The following is a 17,419-nucleotide window of genomic DNA, read 5'->3' on the forward strand; positions in this document are numbered from 1 at the left end:
GCTTCCGGCGCAGAATCAATTTTGCCGCCGTGTCAGGAAGGATGCAGGTTTTTAACGTGCCCTCCTTTCGCGTCTGCGCTTTCTGCAAACCCCGCACACCAGAGCGGCAAGCATCAGCGCGCCGCCGCCTGCTGTATACAGTTTGGTACCGGCCCCGCCGGTAGAGGGAAGTTCGTAGTCGGACGGATCGGCCTGACTGGTGATCACAAGGCTGTCGGTTTTTACCGACTCTTCGGCATCATCGCTGATGGGCGTATCCAGAATCCTGATGTTATTGATTACTCCGTCAACAGCCGTTTCGCCAACGTCCTTCAGCTTGACGGTGTAGCGGATAGAATAGGTGCCTGCGGCAATGGGGGAACCGGCAGAACCCAAGGTGATCTTGCGCTCACCATTATCATTTTCCCAAGTGATTCTGAGCGTTGTATTGCCGTTTTCCATGCTGAGCTGGAGCGAGTCTTCGACATATTCGGCGGTTACGCCGGTGGGCAGGGTCATGCTGTCCGCAAGCGTCAGCGGGCCGGCCTGTTCGTTCTTGACCACAAGCGTAACAGTGTAATCCAGGTAGGCATCGCTGCCATCGTAGTGCGGGTCCTTCACGCTCTGGTTAAGGTCATAGTTCTTATCGTCTTTTTGATCCTCATCGGGGGTTTCATCCGGGTTGATGGTGATATCAAGGGCGTAATCTTTGTTGACCTCGATCAGATTAAAGCCGCTGCTGGTGACCTCGCTCTGGTTCCACTGGAAATTGAAGGCAACGTTGCTGGTGACCTTGGAATCGGAAGGATCCGCGCCTGCGTCTTCCGCCTCTTTCTGCTGGATATAGTTTTGGTCGTACCGCAGCACGGCGTACCAGCAGCCGTCATTCCCCTTGAGCAGCCGGTAGCTGCCGCAGGTGTCATAATTGCCGGTATCTTCCAGTTTGCCGGAGATAAGCTCATCGTTCAGCACATCAAAGCTCTTGGGCAGCTTAACATGGACACAGTAGTCGTTTTCCTGGATCTCTTTGGCCGGGATATCTGTGACGGTCAGGCTGCTGTGCAGAAGCTCCGAAATGGTGGTGACGTTGGTATCCTCGTATTCAGTGCCATTTTTGCGCTGCACCTCCAGAGCAGTGAGGTAATCCAGTGCATCCAGACCTTTGATGGTGGTAATGGCACCTGCGTCATCTTCAACTTTGTAATCCGGCGTAGCCACGCCGTAATCGGCCTGCTGCGCATTTGCCACAGACACCAGCGTTGTCACCTGCGAAGCATTCAGCGTGACTTTAGCCACCTTGCCATCCACATCGCCGGAGATCACGGTCAGGGTGCCGAAATCTTCGTCCACATCGCTCACGATGCCAACGGTGCTGGCATCCACGGTGTATTCCTCAATGTGGGGCGCGGTGTCGGTGGTGGCCGCAGCATCCATGGAGAGCAGGGCAATGTCGGCATCGGCAGAATCATCCTGCACCTGCAACGGCTGGCTTTCCGCGGCCACAGCCTTGGTCACGGTGCCATTGTAAATGACGATATCACCGGGCATTGCGGCATCAGACGGCAGATCACCGTCAAAATCCATGGCATAGCCGCTGCCGGTCTCTTCGTTGTACAGCGCGCTGCGCAGCTGGCTGTGCAAAGACAGCACGCTGGAAACCTGCGGGATAGCGCTCTGGGGGATATCGGCATATTTCAGGCAGTAGGAAAGGAACATCACGTCCCATGGGCCGTAGTCGTTGCCGTAGTCGTTGCCGTAGCGGGTGTAGTGGCGCACGGTCTCGCCGTCGGCATCGTCCAGCTGGAAGTTGCGCTCGCTCTGCTCATAGCCCAGCTGGCTCTCGGCTACGGCCAGCAGGTCGTCGGCCCAGTTGCCGCTCAGCGTGGTGCCGGTCTGTGCCAGCCATTCGTCCTCGTCCTGCGTGCCGTCCAGCGGGTCGGACAGGCAGTTCACCGTGTGGTGATGCTCCGGCAGGCCGCAGACCAGCACTTCCTCGTAGCAGGCATCAGTGTGGTGGTGCACCGGGGTCTCGGTCACAGGATCGACCACCACGGGCTTTGCGGCCACTGGCTCCTCAAACAGGGCCACCGGGTCATAATCGGGGTTCACTTCTTCTACAAGCTCGCCCTCTTCCAGACCGCACACCAGCTCATAGGTGGTGGTGTAGCAGCTGTCGTCGTGGGTGTGCTCGAATTTATCGCAGATGAAGGTGACACCATCCTCATCAAAACAGCTGTCGTCGTGGGTGTGCTCTTCTTCCAGGCAGGTCAGCTCCTGCACTTCCTGGTAGCAGTCGTCGGTGTGCTCATGGGGCACAAAGATGTACTCCGGCTCTGCGGAATGGGCTGCAATGCCGGGATCATCCGCATCCACGCCGAACGCATCATCATCCATGTCGAATGTATCATCAAAAGACATGCCGTCGTCCGTCATGGTGGCGTTCCAGTCCTCCGGTTCGCCTTCCTCATAGCCGCACACCAGCTGCTTTTCATAGCAGGCAGCGGTGTGCTCGTGCTCCAACTCGCCGCACAGATATTCGGCCGTTTTGGCAATGCCCACGCCGTGCAGCTGCCAGTTCACGAACAGGCTGGTGGTAAGCGCCAGCGCCAGCAGCAGCGCAGTATAGCGTCTGGCGCGCTGGTGGTTCCGACGGAACTTTTTCTGATATTCTTTCACAATATCCCGCATGATTCCTAAACCTCCTTAGTGGATCAACGAGAAGTTGGACAAGGGCCATACCCGCAAAAAAACCTTGCCTACGATCTGACTTTTTTCCACACAGCCGATCACACTGCTGCGGCTGTCAATGGAGGTGGCCCGATGGTCACCCAGTACGAAATACCGGTTTTCCGGCACCTGATAGGGAAATTTGATGTCGCATTCGCCCAGAGCCAGTTCATCTACATAGGGCTCATCCAGCGTCTGGCCGTTCACAGTGACCACACCGTCCTCGTCCAGTTCGATCACATCACCGGGCAGGCCGATGATGCGCTTGAGCAGAAGCTTGTTCTGCCAGTAAAATCCGCAAAGGTCGCCGGTCTTCATGTCGCTGTCCTTGACCAGCAGAATGATGTCCCGGTCCTGCAGAGTGGGGTTCATGCTGTCGCCGGAGACCTGCAGCACCGGCAGAAACAGGGTGGCCAGCAGCACGGCAACGGCCGCGACCACCAGCAGCGTGTAGACCGTGCTGCGCAGCACCCGCATATAACGGCTGCGGTAGGCCAGACGTTCGCGCTCTGCTTCCACCTCTGCTGTGGATGGAATGGGCGTGAACCTGATCTTTTGCTCTTTCATTTGGCACGCTCCTCCGGCAGGAATTCCGTGCTGTGATAGCCGTCCAGCAGTTCGCTGGCCCGGCGGTCAAAAGCGGCCCGGCGCTGCTGGATCTCCTGCTGCGTCCGGGCAAGCATTGCCTTGCAGTCCGCTTCGGTCTGGGCGCGCTTGCGTGCGGCGGCTTCCGTTTCCGCGTCGCACTGCTGCTGGGTACGGGCCTTCAGGTTCGCAGCCTCGGTCTGTGCCTGTGCAAGGATCTGCTGGGCTTCGGCTTCCGCCTGAGCGCGCAGAGCGCTGGCAGCGGCATCGGTGTTTTTGTTTGCTGCGAGCACCGATGCAACGTATTCATCAGCCGCAGCCTGCGCCGCTTCAAACACCTTGTTCAGCTCCAGTGCAGCCTGCGCAATGGAACCTGCGTTTTCAATATGGATCTGCCGTTCCTGCAGCTGGGCAGACAGGGCAGCGTTTTCTGCCCGGAGCCGGTCCTCGCTCTGCTTGAGCGCCAGAATGATCTCGACTAATTCGGTGCGGCGCATGTGCCGCAGTTCACGGTCTGGCATAATGATCGATTTCTCCCGCAAAAAGTGGTCGGATTGGGCGAACGAAAACTTTCGACAAATACGAAAATTTTCGCACCACAAAACCACATTTGATATATCAGTTTTCGGCGTGAAAGCGCCAGTTTGATGAATGACCTTCCACCTTATATGTTAGCACAGTATGCGTAACAAAAGCGTAACAAAAATGCCTTTTCCGTGCATTTTTTTGCCAAAGCCAAAGAAAAATTGTTTCTTTTGATGTAAACGATTAAAATGCGTTAAAAACAAAAAGAACTGTCCCCACAACGGAGACAGTTCTTGAAAAACAGATGAAAATAGAAGCCGGATCAGAAGCTCTTCAGCAGATCGCCCAGAGTCAGGAAGGACTGGTAGATCACGTTGACATTGTTGATGATGGAGCTTGCACCGGAGAAGATGCGGGCAATGGCGTTGAACACCTTACCGACATTCAGGAAGCTGTTGTAAGCGTCGCGGGCACCACCGTCCAGATAGACCATTTCCTCTTCGCTGATGGAGGCATAGTTTGCGGGCAGTTTCATAGTAGACATGGAGATTTTCCTTTCTATTGATAAAATTGATACAGTGTGTGGAAAGACTTAAATAAAGGCAGCCACGGCCAGCGTGGTGATCAGAGCACCGGCTACCGTCAGAACGCTCAAAATCGGGCCGTCATCGTATTCCTGCGCGGTCTGTTCCGGCTGAGCGGGCGTGGATGTGCTGGTGGAAGTGGTGGCATTTTTCACGGTCCAGTGTGCGTACACAGTGGTATCACCGGTAAACACCGTAGAGGTGCTGATTTTTGTGCCGCCCACCGGCTCGGTATACCAGCCGTCAAAGGTGTAGCCTTCCAGCGCAGGCTGCGCGGGCAGGGCACTGAGTTTGCCGCTCAGATTGGTGGTGACTGCCACAGCGGAGCTGCTGCCGCCCATGGCATCCAAACCAATGGTGTAGACCTGCGAATCCTTGTCTTCTGCGGCAAAGGCAGAGGGCAGTGCACAGCAGAGCAGTGCAGCGCTGAGCAGACCGAGGACCAGTATTTTCAAGATCTTTTTCATATGACTCCTCGCTTTCCTGACGAATTGGGATGTGGTGCCTGCCGGGAACGGAAACACCAGAACAGACCTCGATGTCCCCGCCATGAGGCAGTAGACGAAAAAGCCGGGAAGAGGAGGTTTATTCAATCCTATATTTACCACATATAGTGTAACAAAAGCGCAACAAAATGGGCGTATTCTGTTGTTATGATGAAAAAATTGGTTTTTCACAAATTGCAGGCTGCAAAAGGCGGCACAGAGCCGCCGCAAAAGCGGAAAAGTGGAACCTTCCCCTTGTGGAAAAACAAAGAATATGGTATAATATCTTGCACGATGCGCCATCGCCAAGCGGTAAGGCAGGGGACTTTGACTCCCCCATCGTAGGTTCGACTCCTGCTGGCGCAACCAAAAGCCCCGTCATCCTGAAAAGGCTGACGGGGCTTTTTGCATCACTTTTCCACAAAATGCGGCTGAACGGTGCAAAGCTCAGCGGCGGCGGATCTTTCTGGTGGGCTTGCGACGGTTCCAGTTGTTCAAAAGGACCCACGCAAAGTAGATGATGATGGAAATAATACTCAATGTTATTACAACTTTGAGGTACAGACTGCCTAAGAACTCCTGAAAACGCGCCACAGTGAACAGCAGCGGGTTGCGGCTGACATCCTGCCCGGCGATCAGGTCCACCACGCCAATGGTCTCACCGGCAAGCTTCAGCTCCACGGTACCCACCACATCGCCCTGCTGGACAGGGGCACACACGGAATCCGGCAGGTGGAAATATTTCTGGGTCACGCTGCCGTCGCCGGTGGAAGGCAGCAGGGTCATCATGCTGTCGGCGGGATACAGCTGCAGGGAGCTGGTATCGGAGGAATACTTCACCGGGATCTCGGCCAGCGTAAGGTCGGTGTCCAGTGCGGCCTGAATGGAAAAGCTGTCGAACACCCAGTCCATCAGCTTCACGGTCTCGCACAGGGCCGGGCGACGGTTGGCGTAGCCGAAATCGTCGCAGGTGTCCGGGCTTTGCATCACGCAGAAAATATAGGTGGCACCATCCTTATTGGCCCATGAAACATAGCTCTGATTGCCACTGTCGCTTTTGAATGCGGTCACATCGCACATGCCGCCCTGCATGGCGCTGCGGTAGTATTTGCCGCCGCTGGATTTGCTCAGCGCGGCATTCTGGCTGACCAGAACAGACGAAGAACGGTGTTTTTCTTTGGCGGGCATGGTAAAGCTGGGCGCACCGGAAACCTCCACAAAGGCATCAAAGCTCATCAGATAGCGCAGGATCAGGTACATATCCACGGCACAGGTCACGTTGCCGCTGTCAATGCCGCAGGCATCCGTCCAGGTGCTGCCGGTGGTGCCGATGCGCTGGGACAGGGTGTTCATCTGGCTCACCCAGCCCGCGAGGTCGCCGCCGGAAAGGGCATAAGCAAGGCCCATGGCGGCTTCGTTGGCGTTGCGGGTCAGCATGGCGTACATGGCTTCGCGGTAGGTAAAGGTCTCGTTGGAGCGCATATCGGCGTTGTTGGTGTTATAAACGTAATCCGAGATGGCAAAGGGCATCTGGAAGGTGTCGTCCAGATGGTCGGCATAGTTGGTCAGCAGCAGGGCAATGGTCATGTACTTTGTCAGACCACCGGCGGATACCTGCTTTGTGCTGTCCTTATCATAGACAATGATATTGGTATCAGTGTTGACGATATAGGCACTCTGTGCCTGCACCTGATAGACCGGGGTGGGGTCGAACATAGCCCCGGCGGGCAGCACAAGGCAGCTGAACAGGACAGCGAACGACAAAACCAGCGCAAAAATACGTTTCATGTGGACAATTCCTTTAAAAAGCGATAATATAAAACAACAGGCAGCACGGCACAAGCGCCGTGCGCCGGGTAAGAACGAGATCACAGCGGAAGGCTGTATTCTTTATAATAACAGGTTTGGCGGGGTGTGACAAGGCTTATTGTGCCGATTTCACATCCGGTCAGGGAGGACAGAAATGGTATATCTGACAGGGGACACCCACGGCGACATCGACCGCTTCAAGCACGGCAAGCTGCGCTGGCTGGGCAAACGGGATACCGTGGTGGTACTGGGCGACTTTGGCTTTGTGTGGGACGGCAGCAAGGAGGAACAGAAAAAGCTGGATTGGCTGCGCAAGCGCCCGTATACCCTGCTGTTTCTGGACGGCAGCCACGAAAACTACGACCTTTTAAAGCAGTATCCCACCGAGGAACGCTTTGGCGGCAAGGTGCAGGCACTGGGCGGCAATGTGTACCATGTGTGCCGCGGCAGCGTGCTGGAATTGGAGAATAAAAAATACCTGTGCTTTGGCGGTGCGGAAAGCCAGGATGTGGAGGATCGGGAACCCGGCGTGAACTGGTGGAGGGAAGAAATGCCTTCGGAGGAGGAATACGCCTTTTGTGAGGAGAACCTTGCAGCCTGCGATTACAAAGTGGATTATGTGCTGACCCACGATGCGCCAAGCAGATTTTTGGATTTTACCGCCCTTGCCAGCGGCGAGACCAACCAGCTGCACAGCTTTCTGGATAAAATTTTGTTGAAGCTGACCTACGACAAGTGGTTTTTTGGCTGCTACCATAAGGATACCCAGCTTTCCACCAAAAGCCGCTGCGTGTTCTGCGATGTGATAAGCATGGGCGAACGGCACGCAAAGCGTTCCGTTCGATAACAGGGGCCGCTGCACCAGCCGTGCAGCGGCTTTTGCATTTGCTGTTGCTTGTGCGCAAAAAATCTCCGGATCAGTTCATGGCTCCGGCTTTCTCGAACATCTGCTGCACCTGCTGTTCCAGCAGTGCGTGCTCCGGCGCTTCCAGTAGCGGGTCGTCGGCCAGCATGGCAACGGCTTCCGCCTGCGCAGCGTGCAGGGTGCGGGTGTCGTTCATCAGGTCGGCGATCTGCAGGGTGGGCAGGCCGTGCTGGCGGCTGCCGAAAAAGTCGCCGGGGCCGCGGGTCTCCAGATCGTACTGCGCCACCGCAAAGCCGTCCGTGGTGCTGCACAAAAATTTCAGCCGCTTTTGTACGTTTTCGCTTTGGTTGTCGCTGACAAGAAAGCACCAGCTCTCCGCTGCACCGCGTCCCACGCGGCCGCGCAGCTGATGCAGGGCGCTCAGACCGTAGCGCTCTGCGTTTTCGATCACCATTACGCTGGCATTGGGCACATCCACACCCACCTCAATGACGGTGGTGGACACCAGTGCGTCCAGCCGTCCGGCTTTGAAGTCCTCCATCACGGCAGCTTTCTCCTTGGGTTTGAGCTTGCCGTGCATCAGGCCTACCCGGCGCTCCGGCAGCAGGGCTTTGGCAATGTCCTCGTAGTAGCTCTTAACGGCGTTCAGCCCGCCATCCGGTGTGTCCTCGATGGCGGGGCAGACCAGATACACCTGCCGCCCTCTACCAATCTCCTGATCGAGAAAATGGTAGAGGTCGCGCCGCTTTTTGCCGGTGATGCAGCGGGTCTTGACCGGGGTGCGGCCCGGCGGCAGCTCGTCCAGAATGGAGATGTCCAAATCGCCGTAGATGAGCAGGCCCAGCGTGCGGGGAATGGGCGTTGCACTCATCACCAGCAGGTGCGGATTCGCGGCCTTTTCGGCCAGCATTCCGCGCTGCCGTACCCCAAAGCGGTGCTGCTCGTCGATCACGGCAAGACCAAGCCGGGCAAACTCTACGCCTTCGCTGAGGATGGCGTGGGTGCCCACCACAAGGTCGGCTTCGTCGTTCCGGATGGCGGCAAGGGTGGTGCGGCGTGCAGCGGCCTTCATGCCGCCGGTCAGTAGAGCCACCCGCATCCCGAAGGGGGCAAGCATCCGGTTCAGGCCTTCGGCGTGCTGGGTGGCCAGAATTTCTGTCGGGGCCAGCAGCGCGGCCTGATACCCCGCTCGGATGCAGGCCCAGATGGCGGCAGCCGCCACCAGCGTTTTGCCGCTGCCCACATCGCCCTGCAAAAGGCGGTTCATGGAAGTCTCGCCCGCCATGTCGGCCAGAATCTCGCTCACGGCCCGGCGCTGGGCTCCGGTGGGGGAAAAGGGCAGGCTGGCCCAGAACGGGGACGGGTCGGCAAGCTGCATGGGCGCACCGGTGGCAGCGGCACCCCGGTTTTTCATCCGGCCAATGCCCAGCTGCAAAACCAGAAGTTCTTCATAGATCAGCCGCCGCCGGGCTGCATAGGCCTGCTCTTCGGTGGCAGGGCAGTGGATGGCCCGCACAGCATCTGCCTTGGAGAGCAGACGGTATTTTGCCAGCATTTCCGGCGGAAGAGGGTCGGGCAGAAGCTCTGCATGGGGCAGCAGCTGCCGCACGCACTTGGCGATGGCATTGCTGGTCAGGCCCTCGGTCTGGGGGTAGACCGCTTCAAAGGGAGAAGCCTTGATCTGCTCGGCGGTGCGCACCTGCGGGTTGACCATCTGGCGGCGCAGCATCCCGCCGGTAACGATGCCTTGAAAATAATATTCCTGCCCCAGCTGCAGCTTCTGGGCGGCATACGGATTATTGAACCATGTGATCTCCAGACTGGACACATCGTCCCCGGCAGTGATGCGCTCCATCCGCCGCCCGCCCGGCAGGATACGCCCGCCGGGTTTGGCGAACACCTCGGCCCTGACGACGCACTCCACATCGGTGGGCGCTTCGGCGATGGAATAGGGTTTGGTGAAGTCGATATATCTGCGCGGGTAGTGGCACAGCAGGTCGGCCAGCGTCACGATGCCCAGCTTCTCGAACCGCTCAGCAGTCTTGGGGCCAACGCCCTTCAGGTAGCGCACCGGCGTATCCGGGGTGAGGGTGGTATGGTTTTCGGCGGGCATGGCGTGTCAGCTCCTTTCCTGGATGCAATATAGCCATTGTAACACGGAGCGGCAGCGGATGCAAATGGCCCAAAAAGGAAAAACCGGCAGGACCTTTGCCTTTGGGCAGGAACTGTGGTACACTCGGAAGAAAAAGAGGGGAGAATATTTATGGAGATCCGTAAGGGGACCTTAAAGGACTTGGAGGCCATTGCAGCGGTGGAGGCGGCCTGCTTCCCGGCGGCAGAGGCGGCTACGGCAGAGGAGTTTGCCGGGCGGCTGCAGCAGTACGGCGATCATTTTTGGCTGCTGTGGGAGGGGGAAAGGCTGCTGGCCTTTGTGGACGGCTTTTGCACCGACTGGCCGGACCTGACCGATGAGATGTACGCCGACGCCTCCCTCCACCGGGAGAATGGTGCCTGGCAGATGATCTTTGGGGTAAACACCATCCCGGCCTGCCGCAGACAGGGGTACGCCGGGCAGCTGCTGCAGCAGGCCATTGCCGACGCCCGGGCCCAAGGCCGGAAGGGGCTGGTACTGACCTGCAAGGAGGCCCTGGTGCACTACTATGCAAAGTTCGGCTTTGTGAACGAGGGCGTTTCCGGCTCCACCCACGGGGGCGTGGTGTGGTACCAGATGCGGCTGAAGTTCTGAGGGGGACGATCTGGAATGGCCTACGCCTTGCTCCGGCCGTATTCAGCGGAAGAATAATTTTTAAGAGAGCAATGCCGGAGCGTCCGCGGAAGCTCCGGCATTGCATTTTCACTGGAGGGGGCGTAAAGGTAGACGGCATTTGCAGTGCCGCTTTCTGCGAAAGTGCGGCACTGCGGCAGACTTTTCGGCTTAACTGCAAAGTGACCGGTTTCGCCAGAGGCTCTCCCTTTGAGGAAAGACTTCCCCCGCTCCGGGGGAAGATGTCACCGTAGGTGACAAAAGGGGGAGTCTGTCACCGTAGGTGACGGAGAGGGCGAGGAGGCTGATAGGGAACAACGCAAAACAAAAAAATCCCGGAAGCTTCAGCTTCCGGGAATCTTTTGGAGGTGACGACCAGATTTGAACTGGTGGATGAGGGTTTTGCAGACCCTTGCCTTACCACTTGGCCACGTCACCATATTTAGGAGTGAATTTCCACTCCTGTTGGAGCGGCCGACGAGGCTCGAACTCGCTACCTCCACCTTGGCAAGGTGGCGCTCTACCAGATGAGCTACGGCCGCATATTCGGTGCATTTTACCTTGCACCCATCATTTCTGATGCCCTGAAAACAAGTTTCAAAGTAGGTGAAAGCTTGCGCTTTCTTGGTGGCGACCCGGATCGGGCTCGAACCGACGACCCCCAGCGTGACAGGCTGGTGCTCTAACCAACTGAGCTACCGGGCCATATTGGAGCAACCGTTGCTGCTCCGTTATGGAGCGGCCGACGAGGCTCGAACTCGCTACCTCCACCTTGGCAAGGTGGCGCTCTACCAGATGAGCTACGGCCGCATATTGGAAACCCTGCTGGGTTTCCTTGACTGGTGCCTCCGATCGGAATCGAACCAATGACACGGGGATTTTCAGTCCCCTGCTCTACCGACTGAGCTACAGAGGCGCACCGGACGATGATTATTATACCTGAAATTTCGATTTTGTAAAGGGGTAAATCCAAATTTTTTTCAGAAAATTGAAACTTTCTTGATTTTAGTCGCTCCAGCGCGTAAAATAAGAATGACTTTTTTCAACCTGCTTTCGGCACATCCGGCACAGGACGTGCTGTGTGCGGGCGCGCCAACGCGCCAAACAGAAATTGACAAATTCAACAACCTATGGTTTAATGAAAATAAAATAATTCAGGCACTTTTGCCCTTTTTCTCTGCATATACCTATATTATAGTAAAAAAGGGCAGTGGCGTTTTATGATTTGACTACAGACGGCCCGCTTTTTTGCAAGAAAGGCCGGGCCGGGAGGAGCAGCATGGCAAAAAAACAGGAATATGGCAACGAGAGCATTACTTCTTTGAAGGGTGCCGACCGTGTGCGTAAGCGCCCGGCCGTTATCTTTGGCTCAGACGGCGTGGAGGGCTGCGCCCACTCCATCTTTGAGATCGTCTCCAACTCCATCGACGAAGCCCGCGACGGCCACGGCGATACCATCAACGTGACCCGCTGTAAGGATGGCAGCGTTATCGTTGAGGACTTTGGCCGCGGTATGCCCGTGGACTGGAACAACGGCGAGGGGCGCTACAATTGGGAGCTGTTGTTCTGCGAGATGTATGCAGGCGGCAAGTATGGCGAGGGTGAGGATAACTACGAGTTCAGCCTTGGCTTGAACGGTCTGGGCCTGTGCGCTACCCAGTATGCTTCTGCATGGATGACCGCCGATATCTACCGTGACGGATACCACTATCACCTTGATTTTAAAAAGGGCGAGAATGTGGGCGGCCTGCAGAAGGAAGCCTACAAGGGCCGCCGCACCGGCAGCATCATTCACTGGAAGCCGGACGACGAGGTGTTCACCGACATCGATGTGCCTGGCAGCTACTATAAGGATACCCTGCGCCGTCAAGCGGTGGTCAACGCAGGCCTGACCCTGAACTTCACCGATGAAAAGGAGAAAGACCCTGCCACTGGCAAGGCGTGGTACGAGAGCTGGTGCTATGAGCACGGCATCGCGGACTATGTGGCCGAGGTGGCAGGGGAGGATACCCTGACCCCGGTGTTCAGCTGCGAGAGTGAGGCTGTGGGCCGGGACCGCGAGGACCAGCCGGATTACAAGGTGCGCATGAGCGCGGCGTTCTGCTTCTCCAATAAGGTGCAGATGCTGGAATATTACCACAACTCTTCCTGGCTGGAGCACGGCGGCAGCCCGGAGCACGCGGTGCGCACCGCCTTTGTCTATCAGATCAACAAGTACCTGAAGGAAAAGAACCTCTATAAAAAAGGTGAGAGCGCCATTAGCTTTCAGGATGTGCAGGACTGCTTGGTGTATGTCTCGTCCAGTTTTTCCACCCGCACCAGCTACGAGAACCAGACCAAAAAGGCCATCACCAACAAATTCGTCTCGCAGGCTATGACCGACTTCCTCAAGCATTATCTGGAAGTGTATTTTCTGGAAAAGCCGGACGAGGCCCAGAAGATCTGCCAGCAGGTGCTGGTGAACAAGCAGAGCCGTGAGCATGCGGAAAAAACGCGCCAGAGCATCAAAAAAACCCTGTCCACCCAAATCGACCTTGCCAACCGGGTGCAGAAATTCGTGGACTGCCGCACCAAGGATGCATCCCGCCGCGAGCTGTATATCGTGGAGGGCGATTCCGCTATGGGTGCGGTCAAGTCCAGCCGCGACAGTGAATATCAGGCCATCATGCCCATCCGCGGCAAAATTTTGAACTGCCTGAAGGCCGACTATGCCCGCATCTTTAAATCGGATGTCATCGTGGATCTCATCAAGGTGATGGGCTGCGGCGTGGAACTGGGCGGCAAACACAACAAGGAGCTGGCCACCTTCAATCTCGATAATCTGCGGTTCAATAAAATCGTCATTTGTACCGATGCCGATGTGGACGGCTACCAAATCCGCACGCTGGTGCTCACCATGCTCTACCGCCTGACCCCGACCCTGATCGAGAAGGGCTATGTGTATATCGCAGAGTCGCCGTTGTATGAAATTACAACGAAAGACCGAACTTATTTCGCCTACACCGAGCCGGAAAAGACAGCGTTTCTGGAAGAGATCGGCGAGAAAAAATACACCATCCAGCGCTCCAAAGGTCTGGGTGAGAACGACCCTGAGATGATGTGGCTGACCACCATGAACCCGGAGAGCCGCCGTCTGATCAAGGTGATGCCCACTGATGTGGTGCAGACCGCGCAGGTGTTCGATATCCTGCTGGGTGATAACCTTGCAGGCCGCAAGGAACACATTGCGCAGCACGGCGCAGAATATCTGGACGATCTGGATGTGAGCTGATGATTTTAAATTGCCTCCGCTTGCGCTCTGGCAATGACAGAGGTAACGTTATTTTAATTTGGTGATTTGTCACAGCCTGCGGGCTGCTCCAAATCACGTTTTCACGAAGAAGGCCCCAACGGGTCACGGCATTTTAAGGGAAAAATGCAGAAAACCGGAACGGCTCCATCTGTGAAAGAGCAGCTCAGGATGGCCCGCAGGCCATCCTGAACTGCAAAAATAAAAAATATTTTCCGCTGAATATGGGCAGAGCGAGAGCGGCGCCCATTTAAAATCGTCAAGAGGTTAGAAGATGCCTAGAAAATCGACCAAGAAAACACTCAAGCCGGTGCGCCCGCAGCTGGGCGACGGCGTTGAAATTTTAAATGCCGGCAGTGTGCTGGAGGATCCCATCACCCGCACGCTGGAAACCAACTATATGCCCTACGCCATGAGCGTCATCGTCAGCCGCGCGCTGCCAGAGATCGACGGCTTCAAACCGGCGCACCGCAAGCTGCTGTACACCATGTACGAGATGGGCCTGCTCAAGGGCGCACGCACCAAGTCTGCCAACATCGTGGGCAGCACCATGCACCTGAACCCCCACGGCGATGCCGCCATCTACGACACCATGGTGCGCATGGGCCGCGGCAACGAGAGCCTGCTGGTGCCCTTTGTGGACAGCAAGGGCAACTTCGGCAAGGCCTACAGCCGGGATATGTCCTGCGCTGCTGCCCGTTACACGGAGGCGAAGCTCGAGGGTGTGTGCGAGGAGCTGTTCCGGGATATCGACAAGGAGACCGTGGACTTTGTGCCCAACTACGACAGCACCACCACCGAGCCTACCCTGCTGCCGGTCACCTTCCCCACCATTCTGGCCAACAACACGCTGGGCATCGCGGTGGGCATGGCATGCAACATCTGCTCCTTCAATCTGGCAGAGCTGTGCGCCACCACCGTGGCCCTGATGAAGGACGAGCACCACGACATCTCCACCACCATGCCCGCCCCGGACTTCGTGGGCGGCGGTCAGATTCTGTACGATGAAGCGCAGATGCGTGAAATTTACGAGAACGGCCGCGGCAGCGTGAAGGTACGCGCCCGCTACAATGTGGTGCCGGGCGAGAACATGATCGAGGTCACCCAGATCCCGCCAACCACCACGGTGGAGGCCATCATGGATAAGATCGCGGAGCTGGTCAAGGCCGGCAAGGTCAAGGAGATCAGCGACATGCGTGACGAGACCGACCTGAACGGCCTGAAGCTGACACTGGACCTCAAGCGCGGCGTGGATGCCGACAAGCTGATGGCAAAGCTGTTTAAGGCTACCCCTCTGGAAGACAGCTTCAGCGCTAACTTTAATATTCTGGTGTCCGGCCAGCCCCGCGTGATGGGCGTGCGCGAAATTCTCAAGGAGTGGACGGCCTTCCGCGTGGAGTGCGTGCGCCGCCGCACCTACTACGACCTGCACGGCAAGGAAAAGCGCCTGCACCTGCTCAAGGGTCTTGCTGCCATCCTGCTGGACATTGACAAGGCAATCAAAATTATCCGCACCACCGAGGAAGAGACCGAAGTGGTGCCCAACCTGATGATCGGTTTTGGCATCGATGAAGTGCAGGCCGACTATGTGGCCGAGATCAAGCTGCGTCATTTGAACCGGGAATATATCCTCAAGCGCACCAGCGAGATCGAACAGCTGGAGAAGGACATTGCCGACCTGAACGATATCCTTGCAAAGCCCGCCCGCATCCGCCGCATCATCATCAATGAGCTGAACGATGTTGCCAAGAAGTACGGCCAGCCCCGCCGCAGCGAGATCCTGTACGATCTGCCTGAGGATGAGAACGGCTCCGAGGAGGAAGAAGCGCCGGATTACCCCGTGACGGTGTTCTTTACCCGCGAGGGCTACTTCAAAAAGATCCCGCCGCAGGGTCTGCGCACCGCCGGTGCCCATAAGCTGAAAGAAGGCGACGAGATCGTGCAGCAGATCGAGACCCGCAACAACGTGGAAGCGCTGTTCTTTACCGACAAGCAGCAGGTGTACAAGGTGCGTCTGGCAGAGCTGGAGGACGGCAAGGTGGCCCAGATGGGCATTTTCATCCCGGGCCGTCTGGGCATGGACGAGGGCGAGAACGTGCTCTCCATGGTGATCACCAGCGACTACAGCGGCTTTATGCTGTTCTTCTTTGCCAGCGGCAAGTGCGCGAAAATCCCCCTCAGCTCCTACGCCACCAAGCAGAACCGTCGCAAGCTGCTCAAGGCCTACTGCGACAAGGAACCGCTGGCAAAGCTCTTCTTCCTGCCGGAGGAGACCGAGCTTGCCATCCGCACCAGTGCCAGCCGGATGCTGCTGGTTGGCACGGCACAGATCGCCGCCAAGGCCACCCGCGACAGTCAGGGCGTGGCGGTGGTCACCCTGAAAAAGAACCAGACCATTGCTTCGGTGGTGCCGGCGGACACGCTGGAACTGGCGAACCCCCACCGCTACCGTGTGCGCAGCCTGCCCGCCACCGGTGCGCTGCTCCGCGCCGAGGACGAGGGCGAGCAGATGAGCCTGCTGTGATGTTTCCCGTGCAGAGAGCGGTCGCGTATCTAAGATTTTATGCCTTTTATAAAATTCTTCTCCGCCGGACACGTTCTCTTTTGCGTGCCAAAAGAGAACCAGAAAGGACGGCGGTGCCCGCAGGGCATGAAAGCCCCAGTGGGGCTTTTAAGCCGCAGACCGGTTTGCAAAGCAAATGCCGCGTGTCCAGCGCGGCAAGGTCTCCGCTACTTTCGAGGCGCGGGAGGCGGCGGGTTGCGGCTCCCTGCGTCTGCTTCGTGCCTTGGACGGCACTCGCATCCTGCAGGCCGCTGCCCCAACAGCTCCTTCCTGTTTCGGCCACTGGCCGCGGTCGTCGCCGTTGCAAACTAAGGGCTGCTCGCCCTTAATAATCCCAAAGCAGATGGGCTCCATACAAAAAATCTAAGTCGCTGCGCTAGAGGATTTTTTGTGTTGCGCCGATTTTGAGTCGCTGCGCGACGAGCCGTGCGGGTGAGTTTACGCTTTATCTGCTGCGCGACAGCCGCAGGCTGACAGCAGCAAGATGCCGCTTGCCATTACGACCCCTCCCGTGAAAAAGCAGCTCCGAAACGACCGCAGTCGTTTCGGAGCTGCAAATTATAAAAATAATTTTCCGCTGTTATTGTCAGAGCGAAGCGGAGACAATTTTAAATCGTTTCTATATAAAAGAGGAAACTGCAATGCAAAACATCGACCTGATCTGTGTGGGCAAGCTGAATGCAAAATATTTCGCCGAGGGCGTGGCCGAGTACCAGAAGCGCCTTGCCGCCTTCGCGTCCTTCCGCATCATTGAGCTGCCGGAGGAAAAGATCGAGGAGAAGAACGCCTCGGATGCCGTGGTAAAAAAGGCACTGGACAAGGAGGGCAAGGCCATCCTGTCCAACGTGCGCAAGGGTGCTGCCATCGTGGCTATGTGCATTGAGGGCAGGCAAATCTCCTCCGACGAGCTGGCGCAGTTCCTTGCGGACCGTGCGAACAGTGGGGCAGGAGACGTGGCCTTTGTGATCGGCTCGTCCCACGGCCTGTCCGATGAGGTGAAAAAGGCCGCTGCACTCAAGTTCAGCATGGGACGCATCACCATGCCCCACCAGCTGGCCCGCCTTGTGCTCACAGAACAGATCTACCGTGCCTGCACCATCAATGCAGGAATGAAATACCATAAATAAGTGCAAAAACCGGTCTGTTCCCCAAAGCAGGCCGGTTTTCGGCTTTACAAGCGGCGCAAAACATGGTACAGTAAAGATACTGTGCTTTCCCTTTGAAAAGCACGCCCGGCAGTGGGG

At 57.0% G+C, this 17,419-nt stretch carries 12 protein-coding genes and 6 tRNA genes; 6 read left to right on the forward strand and 12 right to left on the reverse strand.

What is annotated here, in order from left to right; all coding sequences use genetic code 11:
- Window positions 1-51 precede the first annotated feature (51 nt).
- The 5 genes from ACGHUK_RS03415 to ACGHUK_RS03435 all read right to left on the reverse strand — a co-directional run bounded on the left by ACGHUK_RS03415 (window position 52) and on the right by ACGHUK_RS03435 (window position 4,867).
- Complete coding sequence (locus ACGHUK_RS03415) at window positions 52-2,667, reverse strand: LPXTG cell wall anchor domain-containing protein (protein WP_390574995.1); 2,616 nt, start codon at window positions 2,665-2,667, stop codon at window positions 52-54.
- 15 nt (window positions 2,668-2,682) lie between these two features.
- On the reverse strand, window positions 2,683-3,273 hold the full coding sequence (gene lepB, locus ACGHUK_RS03420; protein WP_120079691.1) for a signal peptidase I: 591 nt from the start codon (window positions 3,271-3,273) through the stop codon (window positions 2,683-2,685).
- The gene (locus tag ACGHUK_RS03425; protein WP_005945339.1) at window positions 3,270-3,812 is read right to left on the reverse strand and encodes a hypothetical protein; all 543 of its coding nucleotides are present in this window, start codon (window positions 3,810-3,812) and stop codon (window positions 3,270-3,272) included. Before ACGHUK_RS03425 ends, lepB begins: the two co-directional genes overlap by 4 nt.
- A 326-nt stretch (window positions 3,813-4,138) precedes the next feature.
- Window positions 4,139-4,360 carry a hypothetical protein gene (locus ACGHUK_RS03430; RefSeq protein ID WP_223388047.1) on the reverse strand — a complete coding sequence of 74 codons (222 nt, stop codon included), beginning with the start codon at window positions 4,358-4,360 and terminating at the stop codon, window positions 4,139-4,141.
- A 48-nt stretch (window positions 4,361-4,408) separates the two neighbouring features.
- On the reverse strand, window positions 4,409-4,867 hold the full coding sequence (locus tag ACGHUK_RS03435; protein ID WP_243139283.1) for an InlB B-repeat-containing protein: 459 nt from the start codon (window positions 4,865-4,867) through the stop codon (window positions 4,409-4,411).
- A gap of 313 nt (window positions 4,868-5,180) precedes the next feature.
- On the opposite strand from ACGHUK_RS03435, the gene ACGHUK_RS03440 reads away from it, so the two are divergent.
- A tRNA-Gln gene (locus tag ACGHUK_RS03440) sits at window positions 5,181-5,254 on the forward strand.
- 78 nt (window positions 5,255-5,332) lie between these two features.
- Here ACGHUK_RS03440 and ACGHUK_RS03445 read toward each other — a convergent pair.
- A complete protein-coding gene (locus ACGHUK_RS03445) occupies window positions 5,333-6,673 on the reverse strand; it encodes a D-alanyl-D-alanine carboxypeptidase family protein (RefSeq protein WP_097773890.1) in 1,341 nt (446 codons plus the stop codon).
- Window positions 6,674-6,848: 175 nt separating this feature from the next.
- On the opposite strand from ACGHUK_RS03445, the gene ACGHUK_RS03450 reads away from it, so the two are divergent.
- Window positions 6,849-7,541: a metallophosphoesterase gene (locus tag ACGHUK_RS03450; protein ID WP_097773889.1), complete on the forward strand. Its 693-nt coding sequence runs from the start codon at window positions 6,849-6,851 to the stop codon at window positions 7,539-7,541.
- A gap of 70 nt (window positions 7,542-7,611) precedes the next feature.
- Here ACGHUK_RS03450 and recG read toward each other — a convergent pair whose 3' ends face one another.
- Entirely contained in the window at window positions 7,612-9,672 is a 2,061-nt protein-coding gene (recG, locus tag ACGHUK_RS03455; RefSeq protein WP_390574998.1) for an ATP-dependent DNA helicase RecG, read from the reverse strand.
- A 150-nt stretch (window positions 9,673-9,822) separates the two neighbouring features.
- Here recG and ACGHUK_RS03460 point away from each other — a divergent pair, with 150 nt between their 5' ends.
- Window positions 9,823-10,305: a GNAT family N-acetyltransferase gene (locus tag ACGHUK_RS03460; protein WP_046414970.1), complete on the forward strand. Its 483-nt coding sequence runs from the start codon at window positions 9,823-9,825 to the stop codon at window positions 10,303-10,305.
- A gap of 381 nt (window positions 10,306-10,686) precedes the next feature.
- On the opposite strand, the gene ACGHUK_RS03465 is transcribed toward ACGHUK_RS03460, so the two are convergent.
- The 5 genes from ACGHUK_RS03465 to ACGHUK_RS03485 all read right to left on the reverse strand — a co-directional run bounded on the left by ACGHUK_RS03465 (window position 10,687) and on the right by ACGHUK_RS03485 (window position 11,239).
- A tRNA-Cys gene (locus ACGHUK_RS03465) sits at window positions 10,687-10,761 on the reverse strand.
- A gap of 28 nt (window positions 10,762-10,789) precedes the next feature.
- Window positions 10,790-10,865: transfer RNA gene (locus ACGHUK_RS03470), tRNA-Gly, on the reverse strand.
- A gap of 86 nt (window positions 10,866-10,951) precedes the next feature.
- Window positions 10,952-11,028 (reverse strand) — tRNA-Asp (locus ACGHUK_RS03475).
- A gap of 29 nt (window positions 11,029-11,057) precedes the next feature.
- Window positions 11,058-11,133, reverse strand: a tRNA-Gly gene (locus tag ACGHUK_RS03480).
- Window positions 11,134-11,163: 30 nt separating this feature from the next.
- Window positions 11,164-11,239 (reverse strand) — tRNA-Phe (locus tag ACGHUK_RS03485).
- Between the two features lie 363 nt (window positions 11,240-11,602).
- Between ACGHUK_RS03485 and ACGHUK_RS03490 the strand changes: the two genes are divergently transcribed.
- The 3 genes from ACGHUK_RS03490 to rlmH all read left to right on the forward strand — a co-directional run bounded on the left by ACGHUK_RS03490 (window position 11,603) and on the right by rlmH (window position 17,302).
- Complete coding sequence (locus tag ACGHUK_RS03490; protein WP_154261165.1) at window positions 11,603-13,594, forward strand: type IIA DNA topoisomerase subunit B; 1,992 nt, start codon at window positions 11,603-11,605, stop codon at window positions 13,592-13,594.
- Window positions 13,595-13,886: 292 nt separating this feature from the next.
- Window positions 13,887-16,136 carry a DNA gyrase subunit A gene (locus tag ACGHUK_RS03495; RefSeq protein WP_097780837.1) on the forward strand — a complete coding sequence of 750 codons (2,250 nt, stop codon included), beginning with the start codon at window positions 13,887-13,889 and terminating at the stop codon, window positions 16,134-16,136.
- 680 nt (window positions 16,137-16,816) lie between these two features.
- Window positions 16,817-17,302: a 23S rRNA (pseudouridine(1915)-N(3))-methyltransferase RlmH gene (rlmH, locus tag ACGHUK_RS03500; protein ID WP_044954166.1), complete on the forward strand. Its 486-nt coding sequence runs from the start codon at window positions 16,817-16,819 to the stop codon at window positions 17,300-17,302.
- The last annotated feature ends 117 nt before the right edge of the window (window positions 17,303-17,419 follow it).

It is taken from the genome of Faecalibacterium sp. i25-0019-C1 (genome assembly GCF_042854225.1).
In the GTDB taxonomy this organism is placed as follows: Bacteria; Bacillota; Clostridia; order Oscillospirales; family Ruminococcaceae; genus Faecalibacterium; species Faecalibacterium taiwanense.